Source organism: Euzebya pacifica (assembly GCF_003344865.1).
Taxonomy (GTDB): domain Bacteria; phylum Actinomycetota; class Nitriliruptoria; order Euzebyales; family Euzebyaceae; genus Euzebya; species Euzebya pacifica.
In genome coordinates this window covers 5273162-5294273 of sequence record NZ_CP031165.1, presented here as the reverse complement: position 1 = coordinate 5294273, position 21112 = coordinate 5273162, and the positions used below count along the sequence as shown (strand labels likewise).

Annotated in this window: 14 protein-coding genes and 1 pseudogene; 6 read left to right on the top strand and 9 right to left on the bottom strand. The window is 70.1% G+C overall.

Annotated elements, in window-relative coordinates:
• Window positions 1–38 precede the first annotated feature (38 nt).
• The 7 genes and pseudogenes from DVS28_RS22835 to clpB all read right to left on the bottom strand — a co-directional run bounded on the left by DVS28_RS22835 (window position 39) and on the right by clpB (window position 9771).
• A complete protein-coding gene (locus DVS28_RS22835; RefSeq protein WP_114593511.1) occupies window positions 39–1142 on the bottom strand; it encodes an alpha-E domain-containing protein in 1104 nt (367 codons plus the stop codon).
• Window positions 1143–1144: 2 nt separating this feature from the next.
• Window positions 1145–2626, bottom strand: coding sequence for a circularly permuted type 2 ATP-grasp protein (locus DVS28_RS22830; RefSeq protein ID WP_114593510.1), 1482 nt, complete (start codon window positions 2624–2626; stop codon window positions 1145–1147).
• A 244-nt stretch (window positions 2627–2870) separates the two neighbouring features.
• Window positions 2871–3768 (bottom strand): annotated as a pseudogene (pstB, locus tag DVS28_RS22825) (phosphate ABC transporter ATP-binding protein PstB).
• Between the two features lie 2 nt (window positions 3769–3770).
• Window positions 3771–4691 carry a phosphate ABC transporter permease PstA gene (pstA, locus tag DVS28_RS22820; protein WP_114593509.1) on the bottom strand — a complete coding sequence of 307 codons (921 nt, stop codon included), beginning with the start codon at window positions 4689–4691 and terminating at the stop codon, window positions 3771–3773.
• A complete protein-coding gene (gene pstC / locus DVS28_RS22815; RefSeq protein ID WP_114593508.1) occupies window positions 4691–5668 on the bottom strand; it encodes a phosphate ABC transporter permease subunit PstC in 978 nt (325 codons plus the stop codon). Before pstC ends, pstA begins: the two co-directional genes overlap by 1 nt.
• 129 nt (window positions 5669–5797) lie before the next feature.
• A complete protein-coding gene (locus DVS28_RS22810; RefSeq protein ID WP_114593507.1) occupies window positions 5798–6853 on the bottom strand; it encodes a PstS family phosphate ABC transporter substrate-binding protein in 1056 nt (351 codons plus the stop codon).
• A 329-nt stretch (window positions 6854–7182) separates the two neighbouring features.
• Complete coding sequence (gene clpB / locus DVS28_RS22805; RefSeq protein WP_114593506.1) at window positions 7183–9771, bottom strand: ATP-dependent chaperone ClpB; 2589 nt, start codon at window positions 9769–9771, stop codon at window positions 7183–7185.
• A gap of 72 nt (window positions 9772–9843) precedes the next feature.
• Between clpB and DVS28_RS22800 the strand changes: the two genes are divergently transcribed.
• Both DVS28_RS22800 and DVS28_RS22795 read left to right on the top strand, forming a co-directional pair.
• Entirely contained in the window at window positions 9844–10296 is a 453-nt protein-coding gene (locus DVS28_RS22800) for a YiiD C-terminal domain-containing protein (RefSeq protein WP_114593505.1), read from the top strand.
• Between the two features lie 49 nt (window positions 10297–10345).
• Window positions 10346–12556 carry a metallopeptidase domain-containing protein gene (locus tag DVS28_RS22795; RefSeq protein ID WP_164710917.1) on the top strand — a complete coding sequence of 737 codons (2211 nt, stop codon included), beginning with the start codon at window positions 10346–10348 and terminating at the stop codon, window positions 12554–12556.
• 6 nt (window positions 12557–12562) lie between these two features.
• On the opposite strand, the gene DVS28_RS22790 is transcribed toward DVS28_RS22795, so the two are convergent.
• On the bottom strand, window positions 12563–15340 hold the full coding sequence (locus DVS28_RS22790; protein ID WP_164710916.1) for a cell wall-binding repeat-containing protein: 2778 nt from the start codon (window positions 15338–15340) through the stop codon (window positions 12563–12565).
• A 194-nt stretch (window positions 15341–15534) separates the two neighbouring features.
• On the opposite strand from DVS28_RS22790, the gene DVS28_RS22785 reads away from it, so the two are divergent.
• A complete protein-coding gene (locus DVS28_RS22785) occupies window positions 15535–16686 on the top strand; it encodes an acyl-CoA dehydrogenase family protein (protein ID WP_114593502.1) in 1152 nt (383 codons plus the stop codon).
• Between the two features lie 30 nt (window positions 16687–16716).
• Here the strand turns inward: DVS28_RS22785 and DVS28_RS22780 are convergent, their stop codons facing one another.
• The gene (locus DVS28_RS22780; RefSeq protein WP_114593501.1) at window positions 16717–17001 is read right to left on the bottom strand and encodes a hypothetical protein; all 285 of its coding nucleotides are present in this window, start codon (window positions 16999–17001) and stop codon (window positions 16717–16719) included.
• A gap of 130 nt (window positions 17002–17131) precedes the next feature.
• Between DVS28_RS22780 and DVS28_RS22775 the strand changes: the two genes are divergently transcribed.
• Genes DVS28_RS22775 through cobA form a run of 3 tightly spaced genes read left to right on the top strand, consistent with a single transcriptional unit; the run spans window position 17132 to window position 20955 of the window.
• Window positions 17132–18418 (top strand): glutamyl-tRNA reductase, encoded by a 1287-nt coding sequence (locus DVS28_RS22775; RefSeq protein ID WP_114593500.1) that lies wholly within the window; start codon window positions 17132–17134, stop codon window positions 18416–18418.
• A gap of 6 nt (window positions 18419–18424) precedes the next feature.
• A complete protein-coding gene (hemC, locus tag DVS28_RS22770) occupies window positions 18425–19360 on the top strand; it encodes a hydroxymethylbilane synthase (protein ID WP_114593499.1) in 936 nt (311 codons plus the stop codon).
• Entirely contained in the window at window positions 19357–20955 is a 1599-nt protein-coding gene (gene cobA / locus DVS28_RS22765) for a uroporphyrinogen-III C-methyltransferase (RefSeq protein ID WP_114593498.1), read from the top strand. Before hemC ends, cobA begins: the two co-directional genes overlap by 4 nt.
• Window positions 20956–21112: the final 157 nt, after the last annotated feature.

Genomic DNA, 21112 nt, shown 5'->3' with positions numbered 1-21112 from the left:
CTCCTGGCGGTGTGGGAGGGGAGAGGGAAGTGGGGGGATCAGGTCGAGCTGGGCACGGCACGTGCTGCCGACTGGCGCTGGGTCTGCTGGCCGTTGCCGACGGACTGGGACTGGCTGGCCCCGGCGGGCGCGGCCGGGGTCGACTCGGTCATCGCGGGCTCGGGCTCCGGCACGGTCACCGGCGGTGGCGCGAACCAGGTGTCGGACGCCGTGGCATGCACGTGGCCGATGTCGGTCTGCAGGCGGTCCATGAAGTCGTGCAGCTCGCCGGGGGCCATGGCCTTGAGGTGCACGTCGAGGTCGGCCCGGTCCAGCCGGATCAGGGCATCGCCGACGGCGGTGATGACCGTGGCGGAGTTCGGCAGGAGGCGCAGGCCACGGTCGAGCTCGACCAGGCAGTGGGCGACCGAGCGGGGGAACTCCCGATCACAGAGCAGGAAGTTGAGGGCCCGGCTGCCGGAGACGCCGGCACGGGCGACACGACGGAACATCTGCATCGCCGAGAGGGACTTCAGCACCGACATCCAGGTGACATCGGCGTAGGTGGACCCGGCGGTGATCTGCTGCAGCAGCACGTGGGCCTGCACGTCCAGCACACGGGTGGTCATGTCGGCGCGCTCGAGGTGGCGGCCGACCTCCAGGAACCGGTAGCTCTCGTCGTGGCTCATCGTGCCGCTCAGCAGCCCGGTGACCGTCTGGCACTTGCGGATCAGGTCGTTGGCCCACTCGGTCCGGCTGCGTCGCGGAACCGCCTTGCCCTGCGTGTCACGGGCCCACAGGTGCAGGTGGTTGACCTGTTCCCAGCCGGAGCGGGGCAGCAGCGCACGGACCGATCGCAGGTTGGCGCGGGCGGCGTTCAGGCACGACAGCACCGAGCTCGGGTTGTCCTGGGAGGTGGTGAGGAACGTCACCACGCGCAGCTCCTCGCTGAGGTCGACGTCGGCCCCGTTGCGGCGCACGTGCTCGTCGTAGGCGTCGCCGGACCCGGTGACCGCCAGCAGCGGGTTCCAGCCCATGGACGTGGCCTGCGGCAGGTCCAGGTACAGCTCGGTGTGGACCTTCACCAGGCGCGCGGTGTCCTCGGCACGCTCCAGGTAGCGGCCGGCCCAGTAGATGTTCTCCGCGAGTCGTGACAGCAGCATCGTCAGCGTCCTTCCCCCTGGGCCTGCGCGAGGGGCGCGGCGGTGGTGGTCTCTGGCGTCGGGTCCAGCACCCAGGTGTCCTTGCTCCCGCCGCCCTGAGAGGAGTTGACGACCAGCGAGCCCTCGGTGAACGCCACCCGCGTCAATCCGCCGTTGGTCACGTAGGGCCGCGGACCGGACAGGATGAAGGGGCGCAGGTCCAGGTGGCGTGGAACGACACGGCCGTCGCGCAGCGTCGGCGCCGTCGAGAGGGTGAGGGTGGGCTGTGCGATGTAGTTGCGTGGGTCGGCCTGGATCGCCGCGGCCACGTCCTCCTTCTCCTGCGCGGTGGACTTGGGACCGATGAACAGCCCGTAGCCGCCCGACTCGTTGGCCGGCTTCACGACCAGCTCGTCGAGGTGGTCCAGCACCCACGCCCGCTGTCGGTCGTCGTCACAGAGGTAGGTCGGCACGTTGGGGATCAGCGGATCCTCGTCGAGGTAGAAGCGGATGATGTCGGGCACGTAGGCGTAGACGACCTTGTCGTCGGCGACACCGGCCCCCGGGGCGTTGGCCAGCGCGACCTTGCCCGCCTTCCACGACCGCATCAGTCCTGGCACGCCGAGCGCGGAGTCGGGCAGGAACGCCTCGGGGTCGAGGAACGCGTCGTCGATCCGGCGATAGATGACGTCGACGCGCACCGAGCCGTTGATCGTGCGCATCTGCACGCAGTCGTCGGCGTCAACGAACAGGTCGTTGCCCTCCACGAGGTGGGCGCCCATCTCCTGGGCGAGGAAGGCGTGCTCGAAGTAGGCGCTGTTGAACACGCCGGGCGTCAGCACGCAGATGACGGGTTGCTCGCCGGGCCGGGGTGACAGGTCGGCCAACATGTCGCGCAGGGCGTTGGGATAGCTGTCGACGGGGTGGATGTCGAGGCCCTGGAACGCCTCGCCGAGGACCCGCTTGGTGATGGCCCGGTTCTCCAGCATGTAGCTGACCCCCGACGGGACCCGCAGGTTGTCCTCCAGCACGTACATCGTGCCCTCTGCGTCGCGGACGAGGTCGCTGCCGGAGATGTGGGCCCAGATGCCACCCTTGGGGTTGGCCCCCACGCACTCGGGTCGGAAGTTGACCGACCCCTTCAGCACGTGCGCGGGAAACACGCCGTCGGTGATGATCCGCTGGTCGTGGTACAGGTCGTCGATGAACATGTTGAGGGCCGTCAGGCGCTGGATCAGGCCCTTGGACACCCCATCCCACTCGCGGGTGGAGATCACCCTCGGGATGATGTCGAAGGGCCAGGCCCGGTCGATGTTCTCCCCCTCGGAGTAGACGGTGAAGCTGATCCCCATCGTCTTGATGGCGAGCTCCGCGTCCTCCTGGCGCTGGGTCAGGTCATCGAGCCTGCCCAACATGTCGACGAGGTTGGCGCACTCGGCGCGTGGCCGCCCGTCACCGTCGATCATCTCGTCGAAGCAGCCGTCGCTGCGGTAGCCATGCCACATGCGGGCCTCCAGTGGGACCGCCTCCTCGGGATCGGGGTGTCGGACGTCGGGCGTCCTGCAGTCGTCGGTGACGCAGCATCAGTCACCGTAGCGAACCCAGGTGACGGATGTGTTGCGTAGCGATCCGTCCTGCATCCTCTGTCTCCCCCCGGTACCACCGGTTCACACGTCGCCCAACGGCAACGCCCCCGACACGAGGTCGGGGGCGTTGCGCGGAAGACGGCGCCGAGGTGGCGCGGTGGACCTAGCCGAACCGGCCGGTCACGTAGTCCTGTGTGCGCTGGTCCTCGGGGTTGGTGAACAGGTTCTCCGTGGGGCCGTACTCGACGAGGCGACCCGAGCGGTGGTCGTGGCCCGTGGAGTCCTCGACGACCTCGGTCGTGAAGAAGGCCGTGCGGTCCGACGCACGTGCCGCCTGCTGCATGTTGTGGGTCACGATGACGATCGTGTAGGTGGACTTGAGGTCGGCCATCAGGTCCTCGATGCGGTGGGTCGCCACCGGGTCGAGGGCGGAGCACGGCTCGTCCATGAGGATGACCTCGGGCTTGACGGCGATCGCCCGCGCGATGCAGAGGCGCTGCTGCTGACCACCCGACAGGCTGTAGCCGGACTGGTCGAGCTTGTCCTTGACCTCGTCCCAGATGGCGGCGCCGCGCAGCGACTCCTCCACGACGTCGTCCATGTTGCCCTTCATCCCCAGAGCACGGGGACCGTAGGCGACGTTGTCGTAGATGGACTTCGGGAACGGGTTGGGCTTCTGGAACACCATGCCGATCCGACGACGCACCTCGACGGGGTCGACGTCCTCGCCGTACAGGTTGTGCCCGTGGTAGTCGATGGCGCCCTTCATGTGCGAGGACGGGATCAGGTCGTTGGTGCGGTTGAACGCCCGCAGCAGCGTGGACTTGCCGCAGCCGGACGGGCCGATGAACGCCGTGATCTCGTTCTCCCCGGATGTCCATGTCGACCTCCCGGATGGCAGGGAAGTCCCCGTAGGAGACCGTCACGTCCCGGAGGGAGAACACGATGTCCTTGGCAGTCTCGGGACCGGACTCGGCGGCGGCCTTCGGCGTGCGGAGGCCCGAGGAGACGGAGATCTCGGGCGCGGCGGTCTGGGTGGCGGTTTCGGTGTGCTCGGGCATCGCTAGGAGTCCTTCGAGTACTTGTTGCGGAGGAAGATCGCGATCGAGTTCATGCCGAGGAGGAGGACCATCAGCACGATGATGCCGGCGGCCGAGACCTCGATCTGGAACTCGGGCTGGGGTCGCTTGACGAAGTCGTAGATCTGGATCGGCAGGGCGGAGTAGTTGTCGCCGAACGCCCACGGGACGTTGTCGGCCCGTCGGCTGAAGACGGCACCGGCGACGAGGATCGGCGCGGTCTCGCCGATCGCGCGGGACAGGGCCAGGATCGTGCCGGTCAGCACGCCCGACATGGCCGCGGGGAGGGTGATGGTGAACGCCACCTGGATGGGGGTGGCCCCGAGCGCCAGGCCGCCGTTGCGGAGATCCTGGGGCACGGCACGCAGTGACTCGCGGGACGCGACGATGATGACGGGGAGGACCAGCAGGCTCAGGGTGAGCGCACCGGTGAGCAGGCTGCGGCCGAACCCGGGGATCCCCCCGAAGATCTGGGCGAAGATGCCGAAGCCCAGCAGGCCGTACACGACCGAGGGGACGCCGGCCAGGTTGTTGATGTTGGCCTCGACCAGCCGGGTGAAGCGGTTCTCGGCAGCGAACTCCTCGAGGTAGAGCGCTGCGGCCACGCCGACAGGGAAGGCGATGAGGCCCACGAGCACCATCAGCGAGAGGGTGCCGGTGATGCCGGCGCGGATGCCGGTGTCCTCGGGACGGCGAGAGGTGTACTCCGTCAGCAGGTCGAGGTTCAGGCGGCCGGCGCCGTCGGCGAGGATGTCGAACAGCAGCCAGGCGAGGACCAGGACCGAGACGACGGTGGCGGCGATGAGCACCAGCTCGAACCGGCGCGCACGGGCGCGCTTCTTCGGGGACGACTTGAGGTCGAGGTCCTCGTGGTGCTTGCGGATGACGGTGGCGGGGGAGCTCATCAGTAGACCTCGCGGAATCGCCGCACGAACCGCTGGGCAGCGATGTTGAGGGAGAAGGTCATCAGGAACAGCGTGGCGCCGACCGCGAAGATCGAGCGGTACGTCACCGACCCTCGGGTCGCCTCGCCGCCGATGGCCTGCACGATGTAGGCCGTCATCGTCTGGACCTGCTTGAACGGGTTGAAGATGTCGGGGTTGACCACCTGGTCGGCGGTCCCGGCCAGGTCCGGGGCGAGGTTGCCGCCGGCAAGGGCCACGATCATCGTCTCGCCGACCGCACGTCCGATCGCCAGGATGATGGCGGCGACGATGCCGGACAGCGCGGCGGGGAACACGATCTGGGTGACGACCTGGCGCTTGGTGGCACCCAGGCCATAGGCGCCCATCCGCAGCGAGTCCGGCACGGCGCTCATGGCGTCCTCCGACAGCGACGCGATCGTGGGCACGATCATGATGCCCATCACGATGCCGGCGGAGAAGGGGTTGAAGAAGTCGACGGTGCCCTCGCCCAGGATCGCGCGCAGCGCGGGCGTCATGGCGGTCAGGGCGAAGTAGCCGAGCACGACGGTCGGCACACCGGCCAGCACCTCGAGGATCGGCTTGAGGACCTTGCGAACGCGCTGCGGCGCGTAATCGGCGAGGTAGACGGCGGAGGCCAGGCCGAGGGGGATCGCGACGAGCATCGCGATGACGGTGACCATGAGGGTGCCCTGGATCAGGGCGAAGATGCCGATGGCGAAGGACGGCGAGTCCGGGGAGACGAACGGGCGCCAGGCGGTGTCGGTGAAGAAGTCGACGATCGACACGTCCAGGAACAGCTGGAAGGCCTCGCTGAACAGGACGAAGACGATACCGATGGTCGTCAGGATCGAGATCGCTCCGGCGGCACGGAGCAGGTTGTGGATCACGGTCTCGCCGACGACCGAGCGCTTGCGCGACAGCGGGTTCGTCGGCGACGGCGGGGATGTGGTGGTCATGGAATGTGCACCCAGCGGGAGTCGCGGAATCGACACGGCCGGGTCGGCATGCTACCGACCCGGCCGGGTGTCAAAGGTGTCGGGGAGGTGAACGTATGGGGTCCGTCTCCTCAACGATTCCGCCGGTGACTAGCCCAGCTCGGCCTCGACGCCGGCGCGGGCTTCCTCGATGACGGAGTCCGGGGCGGGGACGTACCCGACCTCTTCGATGACCTCGTTGACGGTGTCGAGGTAGAAGGTGACGAAGTCGGCGACCTCGGCCTTGGCCAGGGCGTCGTTGCGGACGTAGATGAACAGCGGACGGGTCAGGCCGTAGCTGTCGTCCTGGGCGGTCTCGACGGAGGGCTCGACGCAGCCGTTGCCGGCGTCGTAGGCGATGGCCTTCACGCCGTCGGGGTTGTTGACGAAGTAGGCGAAGCCGAAGTAGCCCCAGGAGCCGGGGGTGCCCTGGACGCCCTGCGCGATGACGTTGTCGTCAGCGGAGGAGTTGTAGTCCTGACGGGGCTCCTCGATCTCCGACGGTTCCAGGATGGTCTCGTTGAAGAAGTCGTAGGTGCCGGAGTCGGCGTCGGGCGCGAAGATCTCGACGGGCTCGGCCGGGAACTCGGGGTTGACCTGGTCCCAGGTGGCGGCACCGTCGGGGCCCCACAGCGTGATGAGCTCGTCGGTGGTCAGGCAGGACAGGAACTCGGTGGCCGGGTTGGTGACCATGGTGAGGGCGTCGGTGCCGACGCGGACCTCGGTGAACTCGATCCCGTTGTCGGCACAGGCCTGGGCCTCTTCGTCCTTGATCGGGCGCGAGGCGTTGGAGATGTCGGTGGAGCCCTCGTCGCAGAAGCGCTCGAAGCCACCGCCGGTGCCGGAGACACCGATGTTGACGATGACGTCGGGGGAGACGCCGGCGTACTCCTCGGCGATCGCGTCGGTCAGCGGCGCCACGGTGGAGGAGCCGTCGACCTCGATGGAGCCGGAGAGGTCGCCAGCGGGCTCCTCGTCAGCAGGCTCTTCCTCGGCCATGTCGTCGTCGGCAGCCTCGTCGTCAGCAGCCTCGTCCTCGCTGGTCTCGGCGGTGTCGTCGGCGGCAGCGGAGTCGTCCTCGGCGGCGGTGTCGTCGGACGCGCAGGCGGTGGCAACCATGGCCAGCAGCGCGATGAGCGCCAGCAGGGTGCGCCAGTTGTATCGCATGATGGATTCTTCTCCTGAAGGTCGGGGTGGTCCCCAGAGGGGGTCCGCCAACTACAGAGGTAGTTGGCTAGGCGGAAGTCTGCGTGCGGTGTGTGTCTGTCGACCGATCGGTGCGTGGACGTTGGGTGAACACGGACCACCGGGCCGGCACTGCACGCGTGACCCAAGGAGACAGTTCGTGCGCCGCGTGAACGAATGGTGAACGAGCGGGTGACTGCGAGGTGAACTCCCCTCGGCTGACCGTCATCGACGACCAACCGGCCATCCAAGCACCCCCTCCGAGGACGTGGCGGTGGGTCGGTTCCCACCGCCACGTCGACGATGTTCGTTTACGCCGAGAGGGTGGGCGGACCGGCGTCGATCACGAGCCCGGCGCCGTCGACGTCGACACGGACGGTGTCGCCGTCGTCGAGGTGGCCGTCGAGGAGCAGCAGGGCCACCTTGTCCTCCAGCTCCTTGCGCAGGACCCGCTTGAGGGGGCGTGCACCGTAGATGGGGTCGAAGCCGCGGTCGGCGAGCCAGTCCTTCGCGCCGTCGGTGACGTCCAGGGCCAGGTCGCGCTGGGCGAACCGGTCGGCGACCCGGGCCAGCTGCACGTCGACGATGCGGCGCAGGGCATCGCGGTCCAGCCGGTGGAAGATCAGGATCTCGTCGAGGCGGTTGAGGAACTCGGGGCGGAAGTGGCTGCGCACCTCGGCCATGACCTTCTCGCCCCGCACTTCCTCCGATTCCGTGGGGTCGAGGATGTGCTGGCTGCCGAGGTTGGACGTCATGATCACGACGGTGTTGCGGAAGTCGACGGTGCGGCCCTGCCCGTCGGTGAGGCGGCCGTCGTCCAGCAGCTGCAGCAGCGCGTTGAACACGTCGGGGTGGGCCTTCTCGACCTCGTCGAGCAGCACCACGGAGTAGGGGCGGCGGCGGACCGGCTCGGTCAGCTGCCCACCCTCGTCGTGGCCGACGTACCCGGGGGGCGCGCCGAGCAGCCGCGAGACGGTGTGCTTCTCGCCGAACTCGCCCATGTCGATGCGGACCATCGCCCGTTCGTCGTTGAACAGGTAGTCGGCGAGGGTGCGGGCCAGCTCGGTCTTGCCCACGCCGGTGGGACCGAGGAAGAGGAAGGAGCCGACCGGTCGATCGGGGTCGGCCAGCCCCGCTCGGGAGCGGCGAACGGCGTCGGCGACGGCGGTGACCGCTTCGGCCTGGCCCACGACTCGTTCGGAGAGGTGGGCCTCGAGGTTGACCAGCTTGTCCCGCTCGCCCTCCAGCAGGCGGTCGGTCGGGATGCCCGTCCACTTGGCGACGACAGCGGCGATGTCGCTGGCGTCGACCTCCTCCTTCAGCAGCCCACCGTCGGCCTGCAGCTCCGCCAGCGCGGCGGCTGCCTGCTCGACCCGCTCCTCCAGGTTCGGGATCCGGCCGTACTCCAGCTCACCGGCCGTGGCGAAGTCACCCTCGCGCTTGGCCTTCTCCAGGTGTTCGCGGGCCTGCTCGATCTCGCCCTTCAGCCCGGACACCGTGTGGATGGCGTCCTTCTCGCGGTCCCACCGGGCGCGCAGCGTGCCGAGCTCGCCGTGCAGGGCTTCCAGCTCGTCGGCGATGGTCGCGAGGCGTTCGGTGGCGGTCTCGTCGCCCTCGAGCGCCGCCTTCTCGATCTCCAGCTGCTTGGCCCGCCGGTCGAGCACGTCGATCTCGGCCGGCATCGAGTCGATCTCGATGCGCAGGCGGCTGGTCGCTTCGTCGACGAGGTCGATGGCCTTGTCGGGCAGGAACCGGTCGGTCAGGTAGCGGTCGGACAGCCGGGTGGCGGCGACCAGCGCGGCGTCGGTGATCCGCACGCCGTGGTGGACCTCGTAGCGTTCCTTGAGCCCACGGAGGATGGCGACGGTGTCGTCGAGGGTGGGTTCGCCGACCTTGACCGGCTGGAACCGGCGCTCCAGGGCCTTGTCACCCTCGATGTCGGTGTACTCCTTCAGGGTGGTCGCACCGATCATGCGCAGCTGGCCACGGGCGAGCATGGGCTTGAGCATGTTGCCGGCATCCATCGACCCTTCGGCCTTGCCGGCCCCGACGATGGTGTGCAGCTCGTCGATGAAGGTGATCAGCTGGCCCTCGCTGGCCTCGATCTCGGTGAGGACGGCCTTCAGTCGCTCCTCGAACTCACCGCGGTACTTCGCACCGGCGATCATCGCGCCGAGGTCCAGCGCCACGAGGCGCTTGTCCTTCAGTCCCTCGGGGACGTCGCCAGCGACGATGCGCTGCGCCAGCCCCTCCACGATGGCGGTCTTGCCCACGCCGGGTTCGCCGATCAGCACGGGGTTGTTCTTGGTGCGGCGGGACAGGACCTGGATGACCCGACGGATCTCCTCGTCGCGGCCGATGACCGGGTCGAGCTTGCCGTCCTGCGCCAGCAGCGTCAGGTCCTGGGCGTACTTCTCCAGGGCCTCGTAGGTGCCCTCCGGGGTGGCAGAGGTGACCCGCTGGTTGCCGCGGACCTCCTTCAGCCCGGCCAGGACGCCCTCCTCGTCCAGGCCCGCGTCGCGCAGCGCCTTGCCAGTCGGGTTCTTGCCCGCCACCAGCGCCAGCAGCAGGTGCTCGGTCGACGTGTACTCGTCGTTCAGCTGGCCGGCACGTTCCTCGGCGTCGTCGAGGACGGTGATCAGGACCTGTGACAGCTTGGGCTGGCCGGTGGCGCCGCGTGCGGTCGGCGACGTGGCGATCTGGTCCTCGGCCAGGCGGCGGATCGTCGTCGGCGTGACGCCGACGCGGTCGAGGATCGGGATGACCGGACCCTCGGTCTGCTGGATCAGGGCGTGCAGCAGGTGGCCCGGTCGGACCTCGGGGTTGCCGCGCCGCTCGGCGTCCTGCACGGAGGCCGCCACCGCTTCGCGCGACTTGAGTGTGAAGCGCTCAAAGTTCATGTTGGTGAAGATAGCAGACCTGAGCCCATCGCGCTCAGGTTTCTCCGACCGGGTGTGTCATGCTCTGCGGCCATGAGCGACGACCTGATGACCACGATCCGTCCCCTCGTCGAGAAGGCCTTTCCCTTCGTGGAGCGCATGGGGCTGCGCCTCGACCACATCGAGCCGGGCCGAGTGCGGATGACCTGCCCGCTCGAACCCAACACCAACCACATCGGGACGATGTACGCCGGGGCGCTGTTCACCCTGGCCGAGATCCCCGGCGGGGCGCTGTTCCTGTCCACCTTCGACGCGGCGACCTACTACCCCATCGTCAAGGGGATGGAGATCAAGTTCGTCAAGCTGGCGTCCACCGACATCTCCGTTGAGGTCTCGATCTCGCCGGAGGAGGTCGCCCGGGTGTCGGCGGAAGCCGATGCCAACGGCAAGGCCGACTTCGAGTGGGACTGCGAGCTGACCGATGCCGAGGGCAACGTCGTCTGCGTGACGACCAACCGCTACCAGCTGCGCCGGCACGGCTCGTAGGGGTCGGCCGAGGCAGGAACTGACGGGAGGGACGTCGAACAGCCCGGGTATGCCCCGTCTTCGTCCCGTGCTGGCCGCGTCCGTCGTTGCCGCGCTCGCCCTCCTTCCGATCGCGTCCGGTGCCCAGGTGGTGGGTCCGCCGCCGTTGGACTTCCCCGCGCCCGTCGACCCGCAGTCGTGGGAGCTGCCGGAGTGGCAGACGATCGAGGACTACCGGCCCATCCCGGGGGTGGACTGGACCGACCCCGAACGCCAGGCGGTCAAGCCCATCCGTGCGGCGATGATCTTCGGTGACTTCCAGGACCGCGACTTCGTCGTGACCCAGGATGCAGGGACCGACGTCTTCGGTGTCGACCAGGACTGGGCCGACCGTGTCCCGGGCTTCGACGGTCCGCTCGCCAACCCCACCGTGGGTGGCATCGCACGCGAGGACGTCGGCGAGTTCTACACCGACCTCATCGTCAACGAGCCCAGCGAGGTCAACTACGGGCACACCGTCAACGAGTACTGGCTGGAGGACTCCTACGGCCTGATCGGTGTGGAGGCCACCCCGTTCGGCCCCTACCGCATGACCGGCAAGGAACACGAGTACGGCATGGGGGGTGGGGACGCCGGCGGTGCCGGCAACCAGTGCCCGCAGGGCGACTCGTGCGGCGAGGGCTCCCTCCCGATCGTCGGCGGGCTCTTCGGGGGCTTCGACGCCGAGCTGATCCAGGCCGCCGCCGCCGACACCGTCACGGGCATGGCCTTCAACGCCGAGGACTACGACTTCCGCTGGCTGGTCCACGCCGGCTACGACGAGTCGGGCACCTGGCAGGAGTTCGGCGAGATCATGTTCGACGGCCCAGAGGCCGTCACCGACCGCTTCGGCCCACCCGCCCCGGTCCAGCAGGAGCTGGGCATGTGCGACAGCGACTGCCCCAACGCCGCCGGCACGCGGTACGTCGACTGGACCTCGTGGGCAGCGGCCGAGGGCATCTGGTCCCACGCGATCCCGGGCGTGTCGTCCACCCAGGGCGAGAACGACGGGTCGGCGGTCTTCGCCCACGAGCTGAGCCACATCTTCGGGGTGCTCGACAACTACAACAACCCCTACAACCCGGGGCGTTCCTACACCGGACCGTGGGCGATGCTGTCCCGCGGCGCCTTCAACGGTCCCGGTGGCGCGCACACCCGCTGGCAGATCCCCGCCACCCAGGGCGCCTCGATGGGCTCCCACCACATGCTGCGCAACAAGATCCGCCTGGGCTTCACCCCGCCGCACGAGGTCCTGACCGTCACCCCGCAGGTGCTGGCCGCCACCGGACCGGTCGCCGCCGACATCTTCCCGCGCGCCTACCCGCTGGCCCCGGTCACCGACGACATCGGCCTGCACGGGATCGTCGTGGAGTTCGGCGACGATCAGGGCAGCTGCAGCTCCAACGACCTCCAGTGCGACCGGGGCGGCTACGACAACTACACCGTCGAGGTCGTGGACCGCATGGGCCACGACTCCTACACCCCCGACCACGGCGTCCTGATCGCCAAGAACAAGACCGGTGTGGACCTCGCGCCGTTCATGTGGGCGATCGACGCCCACCCCGAGGACATCAACACCGTGACCGGCGTCGGCGAACACGAGGGCCGCGAGGTCTACGACTTCGTCCGTCCCGACGGCACCCGAGCCGCGATCTCCCTGGGTGACGCCCGCCAGCTGGCTGACGCGCTGTTCCACGCCGGGACCGGCGAGGGCGTGGTGAACACCTGGACCGACGAGGCCAACGGGCTGCAGTTCTACGTCCTGACCACCGAGCACGACGCCGAGGACCCCCTGTCGATCGGGAGCTACCGCGTGGCCGTGCGGTCCCTCGACGGCCACGGCCCCATCGACCCCGCGACCACGGTGGCCGGCAGCACGGACACGACGGTGCCGCTGGGCGAGGTGGCGACCATCGAGTTCGATCTGGCCAACATCGGCATCACCGACATCTCCCGCCTCTCCGTCGACACCGCCCTGGAGCACCGTCTGCCGTACGAGTACGTCGAGGTCGCCGCGCTGGGCGGCACCACCGTGCAGGTCCACGTCGGGCTGGCGGAGGGCAGCACGGGGGCCCACGGGGTCACGTTGACCGCCACCTCCGAGCTGACCGGCGAGGCCGTCAGCGCCACCGCGACGGTGGTCGTCACCGACGCCGGGGCGACCGGGCAAGCGCTTCCGGGCCTCGCGCTGGTCCTCCCGGCCCTGCCCGCCGGGTGGTTGGCCGTCCGCCGCCGCCCCTGATGGGGGTCAGCCGGTGGGGGTGATGGACGGGCCGCCGGGGCCGGCCGCGGCGAAGGCGGCCGGGGGGACCGCGGTCGGGAACGACGCCTCCAGCAGGTACGGCCCGTAGGTCTCGCCGTAGACGGCGGCCACGATCTGGTAGTCCCCGTCGGCGGGCACCACGAACTCGAGGCGGGCGTTGGGGAAGCCGCCGCCGTCGTCGTCGGTGGCCAGCAGGTTGCCCTGGCTGTCGAAGATGGCCAGCAGCGGGTCGGTGGCCTCGAAGCCGGGGACGCGCATCTCGACCACCAGCGGGTCACCCGCCGAGCCGGAGTAGACGTAGCTGTAGGTCTGCAGCTCGGGGGACAGCACCTGGCTGTCGCCGAAGACGGGCGCCGGGTCGGCCACGAGCAGGAAGTTGCCGGTGGTGCCGCCGAAGCCGGTGACCTCGATGCAATACAGCCCCTCCTCGGGCAGGACCGCGTCGATGCGGCTGTTGAGCAGGCTGTCGCCGTCGTCGTTGGAGAGCAACAACGTGCCGTCGGGGGCGTAGAGGTGCATCACCGGGTCGAGGCCGAGCTCGAAGTCGCCGTACTGGTTGTCGGCACGGAAGCGCAGCGCCTCGTCGGCGAACCCGAAGAAGGTGCTGTACGCCGAGGGGGCGCCCGGGGTGGTCAGGCCGGGGGTGATCGTGGAGAACGGCAGCTCGGGGGCGTCCACGCAGCCGGCCGCGCCGCCACCGCCGGCCATCGCGCCGCTGCGGTCGATCAGCACGGTGTAGACGGCCGTCGTGAACGCCGACGTCGGCGCGGTGAAGGATGCGGTCGTCGAGGGGACCAGCGGTCGGCCGGGCTCCACCACGAGGATCTGGCGGCCGGAGGGGTCGGCGGCGACGTTGCAGGTCGCGCCCGGGGCCTGGAACGACAGGTCGGGTTCGATCAGCACGCCGTCGCACGTGATCTGCAGGTTCTCGGGGTTGAAGACCTGACCGGTCACGCCCTCCGGCGGGCTGGGCGGTGTCCCGATCTCGGTGGTGTCGACCCGCAGGATCCACACCACGCTCACGTCGGCGACGGAGCCGATGTCGTCGAAGTCGAAGGTGGCGGTCGTGCCGCGGCCCAACGCCAACGGGTTGCGCAGCCCGGCGTCGCTCCACGAGTAGACGCCCCACAGCACGCTGCTGTCCAGGCCGCTGGGCACCTGCGCCTCGGCGGTGCACGTGTCGCCGGGCAACGCCTCCAGCGGGAACGACGTCAGCCCGAAGGTCTCGACGAAGAAGTCCTCGTGCAGGTAGCTGGCCTCGTAGGTGGCGTCCTCGTGTGCCTCGTCCCCGGCGGGTCCCGAACAGCTGATCCGGTCCGCCACGTACAGCGGGGTCGAGGGGATCTCGGCGCCGAAGCTGAAGATCGAGGAGGACACCGTGACCCCGTCGCCGCGCCCCAGGTCGGGGTCGAGGGCGTAGGAGTATCCCTGCTGGACCCGGGCGTCCTCCTGCCCCCAGGTCACGTCGAGGCTGCAGGTGCTGAACGGCGGGAAGGCCTCGGCCAGCACGAACGAGGTCCGTCCGCTGCCGTCGGTGACCAGGTCCTGCTGCCCGTCCAGGCACGATCCCTTGACGGTCACGGGCGTGTTGGCGCCCTCCTCGACCGGGGTCAGGGTGACCTGCACGGACTGGCCTGGCTGGACCAGGGAGTTGATCGGTGGGTTGACGTCCAGCAGCGGGAAGGCGACCAGGCCGAGCTCCTCGCGACCGCCGTCGCAGGCCAGCGGATGGACCACGCAGGTAACCGCCACAGGGTCGCCGGCCTGCGCGAACGCCGCGCCGGTCGACAGGAACGATTCGGTCTCGGGCGGCAGCATGATGCCGTCGGCCAGCACGATGGGCGCGTCGAGCACGGCGGCGTGTCCGGCGGCGGCGAACCCGCCGGCGAACCCGTTGGGGCTGGTGCCGTCGACCAGCACGACACGGTCGGTGTCGCCGGCGTCGTCGACGCCCAGCTCCTTGGCGATCTCGATGGCCGTGCCTGCGCGGGAGTCTCCGGCGATGCGCTCGGTCGAGCCGACCATGCTGCGGACCTCGTCCTCGACGGCCGCCGAGACCGCGGCGGTGCCGCCGATGATCAGGACCCGTTCGATGGAGGAGTCGCTCATGTACTCGCGGGTGGCGGCGGTCAGGGCGTTGGTGTCGGTCAGCAGGATCGGCCAGCCGTTCTCCGCTGCCATGGCGCCCGAGGCAAGCGCGTCGGCGAACCCCTGGGTCGGGTTGTTCGGGTCGCTGGCACCGGCCCTGGCGAGGATCGCGGTCGTGGCCTCCGGGGCCTCGGCCCGGGCGATCTCGATGGCCGTCTCGAAGCGGCTGCCGCCCTGGCGTCGGGCGGTCTGCAGCCCGGCCTGCTGGAACTGCGCCTCCACGTCGTCGGAGACCGCAGCGTTGCCGCCCAGGATCACGGCCTCCTGTGCCCCCAGTCGACGGATCTCGTCGAGCACCCGCGTCGGGACCTCCCCGTCGGAGGGCACCATCAACAACGGTGAGTCGTCCTGCAGCACCCCGGACGCCAACGCGTCGGCGAACTGGTCGTCACGGCTGATCGCCACCCGCCGCACGTCGGTGCGCGGGGTGGCCTCGCTGAGGCGCACCACCAGCTCGACGTTGGACGGGCTGTCGTCGTCCTTGATGACCTGCAGCAGGTCGGCCGGCGCCTCCGGCTGGGCGGTCGCCGGTGCGACGGCCAGCAGGGCCGCGACCAGCGCCCCCAGCAGGACCGTGGTGGTCCCTCGAACACCCACGCGAGTACGGACGGTCATCTCCACGCCTTCGTTCGTGGCCCCCTCAACGGGCCCCCGTGGGCAGTATAGGAACGTCGGGGTCGCCGAGGGAAGGTGTCGGCGTTTCGTCACCGACGGGATCGGCTGGACAGCGACATGGGCAGTACGCGAGGCTCTGAGACAACGAAAGTCTTTCTGTCTCAGCTTGTCACTCGAACCTCCCGGAGCGCCACGTGGACTTCACCCTGTCGGACGAACAGCAGCAGCTGCACGAGTCGTTGGTCGCGTTCGCGCGCGACGTGGTCGAACCCGAGGCGGGCGCCCGGGACAGGGAGGGGCGGTTCGACCGTGCGGTCTGGGATGCCTGCGGCGAGGTCGGGCTGACCGGCATCTGCATCTCCGAGGAGTACGGCGGTGGCGGCGCGGGCGCCCTCGACACGGGCCTGGCGCTCGAGGCGCTGGCCTACGGTGGACACGACGCGGGCCTCGGCCTGTCGATGGGGGCCCACCTGGTGATCGGCTCCAAGCCGATCGACCTGCACGGGACGCCCGAGCAGAAGGCCAAGTACCTGCCCAAGCTGGCGTCCGGTGAGTGGATCGGGGCGTTCGGCATCACCGAACCGGACGCCGGGTCCGACACCGCTTCGCTGACCTCCAGGGGCGTCCGGGACGGCGACCACTGGATCCTCAACGGCACCAAGACCTTCATCACCAACGGGCCGGTCTGTGACGTCTTCACCGTCGTGGTCCGTACCGATCCCGACGCCTCCGCCGGTGCCGGCATGACCGCCTTCGTGCTCGACGCCGACACCCCCGGCCTGAGCGTCGGCAACCACCTGGACAAGATGGGCAACCGGTCCTCGCCCACCAGCGAGATGATCATGGAGGACGTCCGGGTTCCCGACAGCGCCCGCCTCGGCGCCGAGGGATCGGCCCTGTGGGCCGTCGGCTTCGAGTGCTTCGACTGGGAACGCACGGTGATGCTCGGCTCGGCCATCGGCGGCATGCAGCGTGGCCTCGACGACGCCATCGCCTACGCCAAGCAGCGGGAGGCGTTCGGCAAGCCCATCGCGCACTTCCAGGCGATCGGGCACAAGTTCGCCGACATGAAGATGAACCTCGAGGCCAGCCGCCTGATGCTGCGGCAGGGCGCATGGCTCAAGGACCAGGGCCTGGAGCACATGATGGAGGCGTCGATGGCCAAGGCGTTCATCGCCAAGTGCGCCCTGGAGAACGCCGACAACGCCATCCAGGTCCACGGTGGCTGGGGCTACATCAAGGACTTCCCGGTCGAGCGGGCCTGGCGCGACGCCAAGCTGTCCTCCATCGGTGGCGGCACCACGGAGATCCAGAAGATGGTCATCTCCCGCATGCTGCTCTCCTGAGGCGAGCCGACTACGTGGGCGACGCCGGGCTCAGCGGTGCGGGTTGTCCCCGCGCCGCCCCCGGGTGCGTTGCTGCTGCGGCTGTGTGCCCCGTGCCCGCTGCTCGGCGTGGGACCGGCGGGCCTCCTTGTAGCGGCGACGGCTCGGTGAGGGGATCGCCCGGATCCAGAGGACCAGGCCCAGCGCGATCCAGGCCATCGACGCCACCGTCACCGCGGTCCCGGGGGAGGGTGTCAGCAGCAACGCGGCGAGCACCGCCAGGTAGGCGACACCGCCGCCGACCCGAACCAGTCGACGTCGTGTGGTCTCGTCCACGAAGGAGGCTCCTCTCGGTCCGGTCGATGTGGTGCAGCCATCGTAGGCACCGGTCGACACCCGGCTCCATCAGCACCTTTTGTCACGTTGGCGTTGCCGTCGCCGCGTCGTTACCCTCTGGGTGCCGCCCATGACTCTCCTCGTCCTCGGTCTCAGCCACCGAACGGCCCCCATCGACGTCCTCGAGCGTCTCGCCGTTCCCGCTGACCTGACCGCCAAAGCCCTCCTGTCGCTGACGCAACGCGAACACGTACAGGAGGCCGTTGTGCTGTCCACGTGCAACCGGGTCGAGGTGTACGCCAACGTCACCCGGTACCACGGCGGCATGGCGGACGTCCGTGATCACCTCGCCGAGTGGGGCGGCCTGGACCCGACGACGTTCGCCCACCTGACCTACGACCGCTTCGACCGCGAGGCCGCCGAGCACCTGTTCGCCGTCGCCAGCGGCCTGGAGTCCATGGTCGTCGGCGAACGACAGATCCACGCGCAGGTTCGCCAGGCCTTCGCCGACGCGCTGGAGGAGGGTGCGGCGGGGCCGGTCCTCAACCGCGTGTTCCGCCAGGCCGTCCGCGTGGGCCGTCGCACCCGGTCGGAGACCGGCATCGCCGACGGGGCCGCCTCGATCGTCGACCTCGCCCTCGCCACCGCCGAGCAGTACCTGACCTCCGAGGCCCCCAACGTCCTGGTCGTCGGCGCCGGCAAGATCGGCGGCATGGCCGGCACCCGCATCGCCGAGGACGCCGCCCACGTCGCCGTCGCCAACCGCACGGTGGAGAAGGCCGACGGCCTGGTCGAACGGATCGGCGGATCCGCCCACGGGCTGGACGAGCTGCCGGCCCTGCTGGCTGCCGCCGACCTCGCGATCACCTCCACCGACGCCTCCCAGCCGGTCATCACCGTGCACGACGTCCGCCGCGCCATGCAGCAGCGGCCCGACCGGCCGCTGGTGCTGGTCGACCTGGCCGTCCCCCGCGACATCGACACCGACGTCCATGCGATCCCCGGCGTCAGCGTCGTCGACATCGAGTCCATGCGCTCCGTCGTCGCCCAGGGCCCGACCGGCGACGCCGTCCGCGACGCGCGCGCCATCGTTGCCCAGGAGGCCGACGACTTCCTGGCCTGGTCCCGGGGTGTCCAGGCCGGCCCGACCATCTCCGCGCTGCGCCAGCGTGCCGAGGTGGTCCGCCTGGCCGAGCTCGACCGCCTCAAGGCGAAGCTCTCCGGGCTGGACGACGCCCAGCGGGACGCCGTCGACGCCCTCACCAAGGGCATCCTCAACACGCTGCTGCACGAGCCGACCGTCCGGCTGAAGGGCCTGGTCGACAGCCCCGACGGCGAACGCTTCGTGCGCGCCCTCAGCCACCTGTTCGACCTCGCCCCCGACGGTGATGTCGACCGGGCGGATCGCAACGGCTGACCCGACATGCTCCGAATCGCCACACGGCGGTCGGCCCTGGCCGTTGCCCAGGCCACCCAGACCGCCCAGCTGATCACCCAGCGCACCGGCCAGCAGGTCGAGCTCGTGCCGATGTCGTCCACCGGCGACGACAACCCCGACGCGCGCATCGACACCCTGGTCGCCGGCGGTGACGTCAAGGGCCTGTTCGTCGACTCGATCCGGCAGGCGGTGCTGGACAAGGACTGCCACCTGGCCGTGCACTCCTACAAGGACGTGCCGACCGAGCCCCACCCCGAGCTGACCGTGGCCGCCGTGCCCGGCCGCGAGGACCCCCGCGACCTGCTCGTCTCGCCGAAGGGCTGGACGTTCGGCAACCTTCCCGCCACCGCGATCGTGGGCACCTCGTCGGCACGACGGAAGATGCAGCTCCTGCGGGCCAAGCCCGGGCTGCAGGTCCTGCCGATCCGCGGGAACCTCGACACCCGGCTGCGCAAGCTCGTCGACGGCGAGTTCGAGGCCATCGTCGTGGCCCTGGCCGGCCTGAAGCGTCTCTACACCTCCCCCGAACGCGGCGGGATCGGCGCGCTGCAGCTGCCGCTGGCCGCCGTCCCCCTGGAACCCGGCGAGATGGTGCCCGCCCCCGCGCAGGGCGCCATCGCCATCGAGTGCCGCGCCGACGATGCCCGCACCGTCTCGCTGCTCGAGGCCGTCGATCACCTCCCCAGCCACCGTGCGGTCAGCGCCGAGCGGGCCTACCTGAACGCCCTCGGCGCCGGCTGCACCACCCCGGCCGGTGCGCTGTGCTCGTTGACGGGCATGGGCGGCCTGGAGGTCATCGGGATGCTCGGCGACGAACGCAACCGCCGCGTGCTGCGTCGGTCCACGTCCGGCGGCTTCGACCAGGCCGAGGAGATCGGCCGGCGGTTGGCCGGCGAGATGCTGGAGATGATGCCCGCGTGACCGCCGAACCCTCCCCCGCCACCGCCGTCCCGACCGCTGCCGAGGCGGCGTTCGCGTCGTTGGGCGGCGAACCGGCCGCGCCCGGCACCGTGCACCTCGTCGGCGGCGGCCCCGGTGCGCTCGGCCTCGTGACCACCCGGGCAGCCCGGCTGCTGTCCACCGCGACGTTCGTGGCCTACGACCGGTTGTCGCCCCCCGAGGCGCTCGCGGTCTGCCGCGAGGACGTCGAGCTGGTCTACGTCGGCAAGCTGCCCGACCGCCACGCGCTGCAGCAGGAGGAGATCAACGCCCTCCTCGTGGAGAAGGCGCAGGCCGGCGAGGCCGTCGTCCGCTTCAAGGGCGGCGACCCGTTCGTCTTCGGCCGGGGGTCGGAGGAGGCGCAGTCCTGCGTCGCCGCCGGGGTGCCGTTCGAGGTCGTGCCCGGCGTGACGTCCTCGATCGCGGGCCCCGCCTTCGCGGGTGTGCCCGTCACCCACCGTGGCCTGTCGCCGGCGTTCGCCGTGATCACCGGCCACGAGGACCCGACCAAGGACGACACCCAGGTCGACTACGCCGCCCTGGCCCGCTTCCCGGGGACCCTGGTGTTCCTCATGGGGGTCGGGCGCATCCGGCGGATCGCCGACGCGCTGATCGCCGAGGGCAAGTCCGCCGACACACCGGTGTCGTCGGTTCGTTGGGCGACCACCCCCAAGCAGGAACAGGTCGAGGGGACGCTCGGCACCATCGCCGACGTCATCGAGTCGACCGGCTTCTCCTCTCCCGCGGTCACCGTCATCGGCGAGGTCGCCGCGCTGGCCGACGAGCTCGGCTGGTTCGCCGACCGTCCGCTGCACGGCAGGTCCGTCGTCGTGCCCCGCACCCGCCAGCAGGCCAGCGAGCTGTCCCGGCGGTTGCGTGCCCTCGGCGCCGACCCGGTCGAGGCCCCGACCATCGCCATCCAGCCCTCGCGTGACCCCGACGGGCTGCTGACGGCGGTGGAACGCATGCGCGACGGCGTCTACTCGTGGGTCGGCTTCACGTCCCGCAACGGCGTCGACGCGGTCATGGACGCCATCCGCGAGGCCGCTGGCGACGTCCGCTGGTTCGCCGACGTGCAGATCGCCGCCGTCGGATCGGGCACCGCAGAGGGCCTGGAGGCCTTCGGACTGCGCGCCGACCTGCTGCCCGACTCCTTCACCACCCGTGGGCTCGGGATGGCGCTGGCCGAGGCCGCCGACGACCCCGAACGCCCCGTCCTGCTGCCCCGCGCCGACATCGCCAGCGAGAAGCTGTCGGAGATGCTGACCGCCGCGGGAGTGGAGTTCCACGAGGTCGAGGCGTACCGCACCGTCCCGGCCGACGGCCTGGACCCCGAGGTCGCCGACCGCCTCCGTTCGGGTGACGTCGACGCCGTGGCGCTGGGCTCCTCCTCCACCGTGCGCAACCTCGTGTCGTTGCTGGAGGGCCGCCCCCACCCCGACGTCGCCATCGTCTCCATCGGCCCGGTCACCACGGCCACCTGCGAGGAGCTCGGCCTGACCGTCGCCGCCGAGGCCGACCCCCACGACCTGGACGGCCTCACCGACGCCGTCGTGCGCGCCCTCACCACCCCCTGACCCCCGCGTGTCGTCTGGCACGCACGGGGGTCGACTGGTCCGACACGCACTCGATGTGTGTTGCCTGAGTCGCAGGGGGGTCGACGTGTTCGATACGCACCCGGGTGGCGGGGCGGTCGACTGGTTCGACACGCACCCGGGTGGCGGGGCGGCGGCT

Bases quoted from the DNA above. Each gene is read 5' to 3' on its own strand.
- DVS28_RS22835 (WP_114593511.1), bottom strand. From the start codon at position 1,142: ATGCTGCTGTCACGACTCGCGGAGAACATCTACTGGGCCGGCCGCTAC.
- DVS28_RS22830 (WP_114593510.1), bottom strand. From the start codon at position 2,626: ATGTGGCATGGCTACCGCAGCGACGGCTGCTTCGACGAGATGATCGAC.
- pstA (WP_114593509.1), bottom strand. From the start codon at position 4,691: ATGAGCTCCCCCGCCACCGTCATCCGCAAGCACCACGAGGACCTCGAC.
- pstC (WP_114593508.1), bottom strand. From the start codon at position 5,668: ATGACCACCACATCCCCGCCGTCGCCGACGAACCCGCTGTCGCGCAAG.
- DVS28_RS22810 (WP_114593507.1), bottom strand. From the start codon at position 6,853: ATGCGATACAACTGGCGCACCCTGCTGGCGCTCATCGCGCTGCTGGCC.
- clpB (WP_114593506.1), bottom strand. From the start codon at position 9,771: ATGAACTTTGAGCGCTTCACACTCAAGTCGCGCGAAGCGGTGGCGGCC.
- DVS28_RS22800 (WP_114593505.1), top strand. From the start codon at position 9,844: ATGAGCGACGACCTGATGACCACGATCCGTCCCCTCGTCGAGAAGGCC.
- DVS28_RS22795 (WP_164710917.1), top strand. From the start codon at position 10,346: ATGCCCCGTCTTCGTCCCGTGCTGGCCGCGTCCGTCGTTGCCGCGCTC.
- DVS28_RS22790 (WP_164710916.1), bottom strand. From the start codon at position 15,340: ATGACCGTCCGTACTCGCGTGGGTGTTCGAGGGACCACCACGGTCCTG.
- DVS28_RS22775 (WP_114593500.1), top strand. From the start codon at position 17,132: ATGACTCTCCTCGTCCTCGGTCTCAGCCACCGAACGGCCCCCATCGAC.
- hemC (WP_114593499.1), top strand. From the start codon at position 18,425: ATGCTCCGAATCGCCACACGGCGGTCGGCCCTGGCCGTTGCCCAGGCC.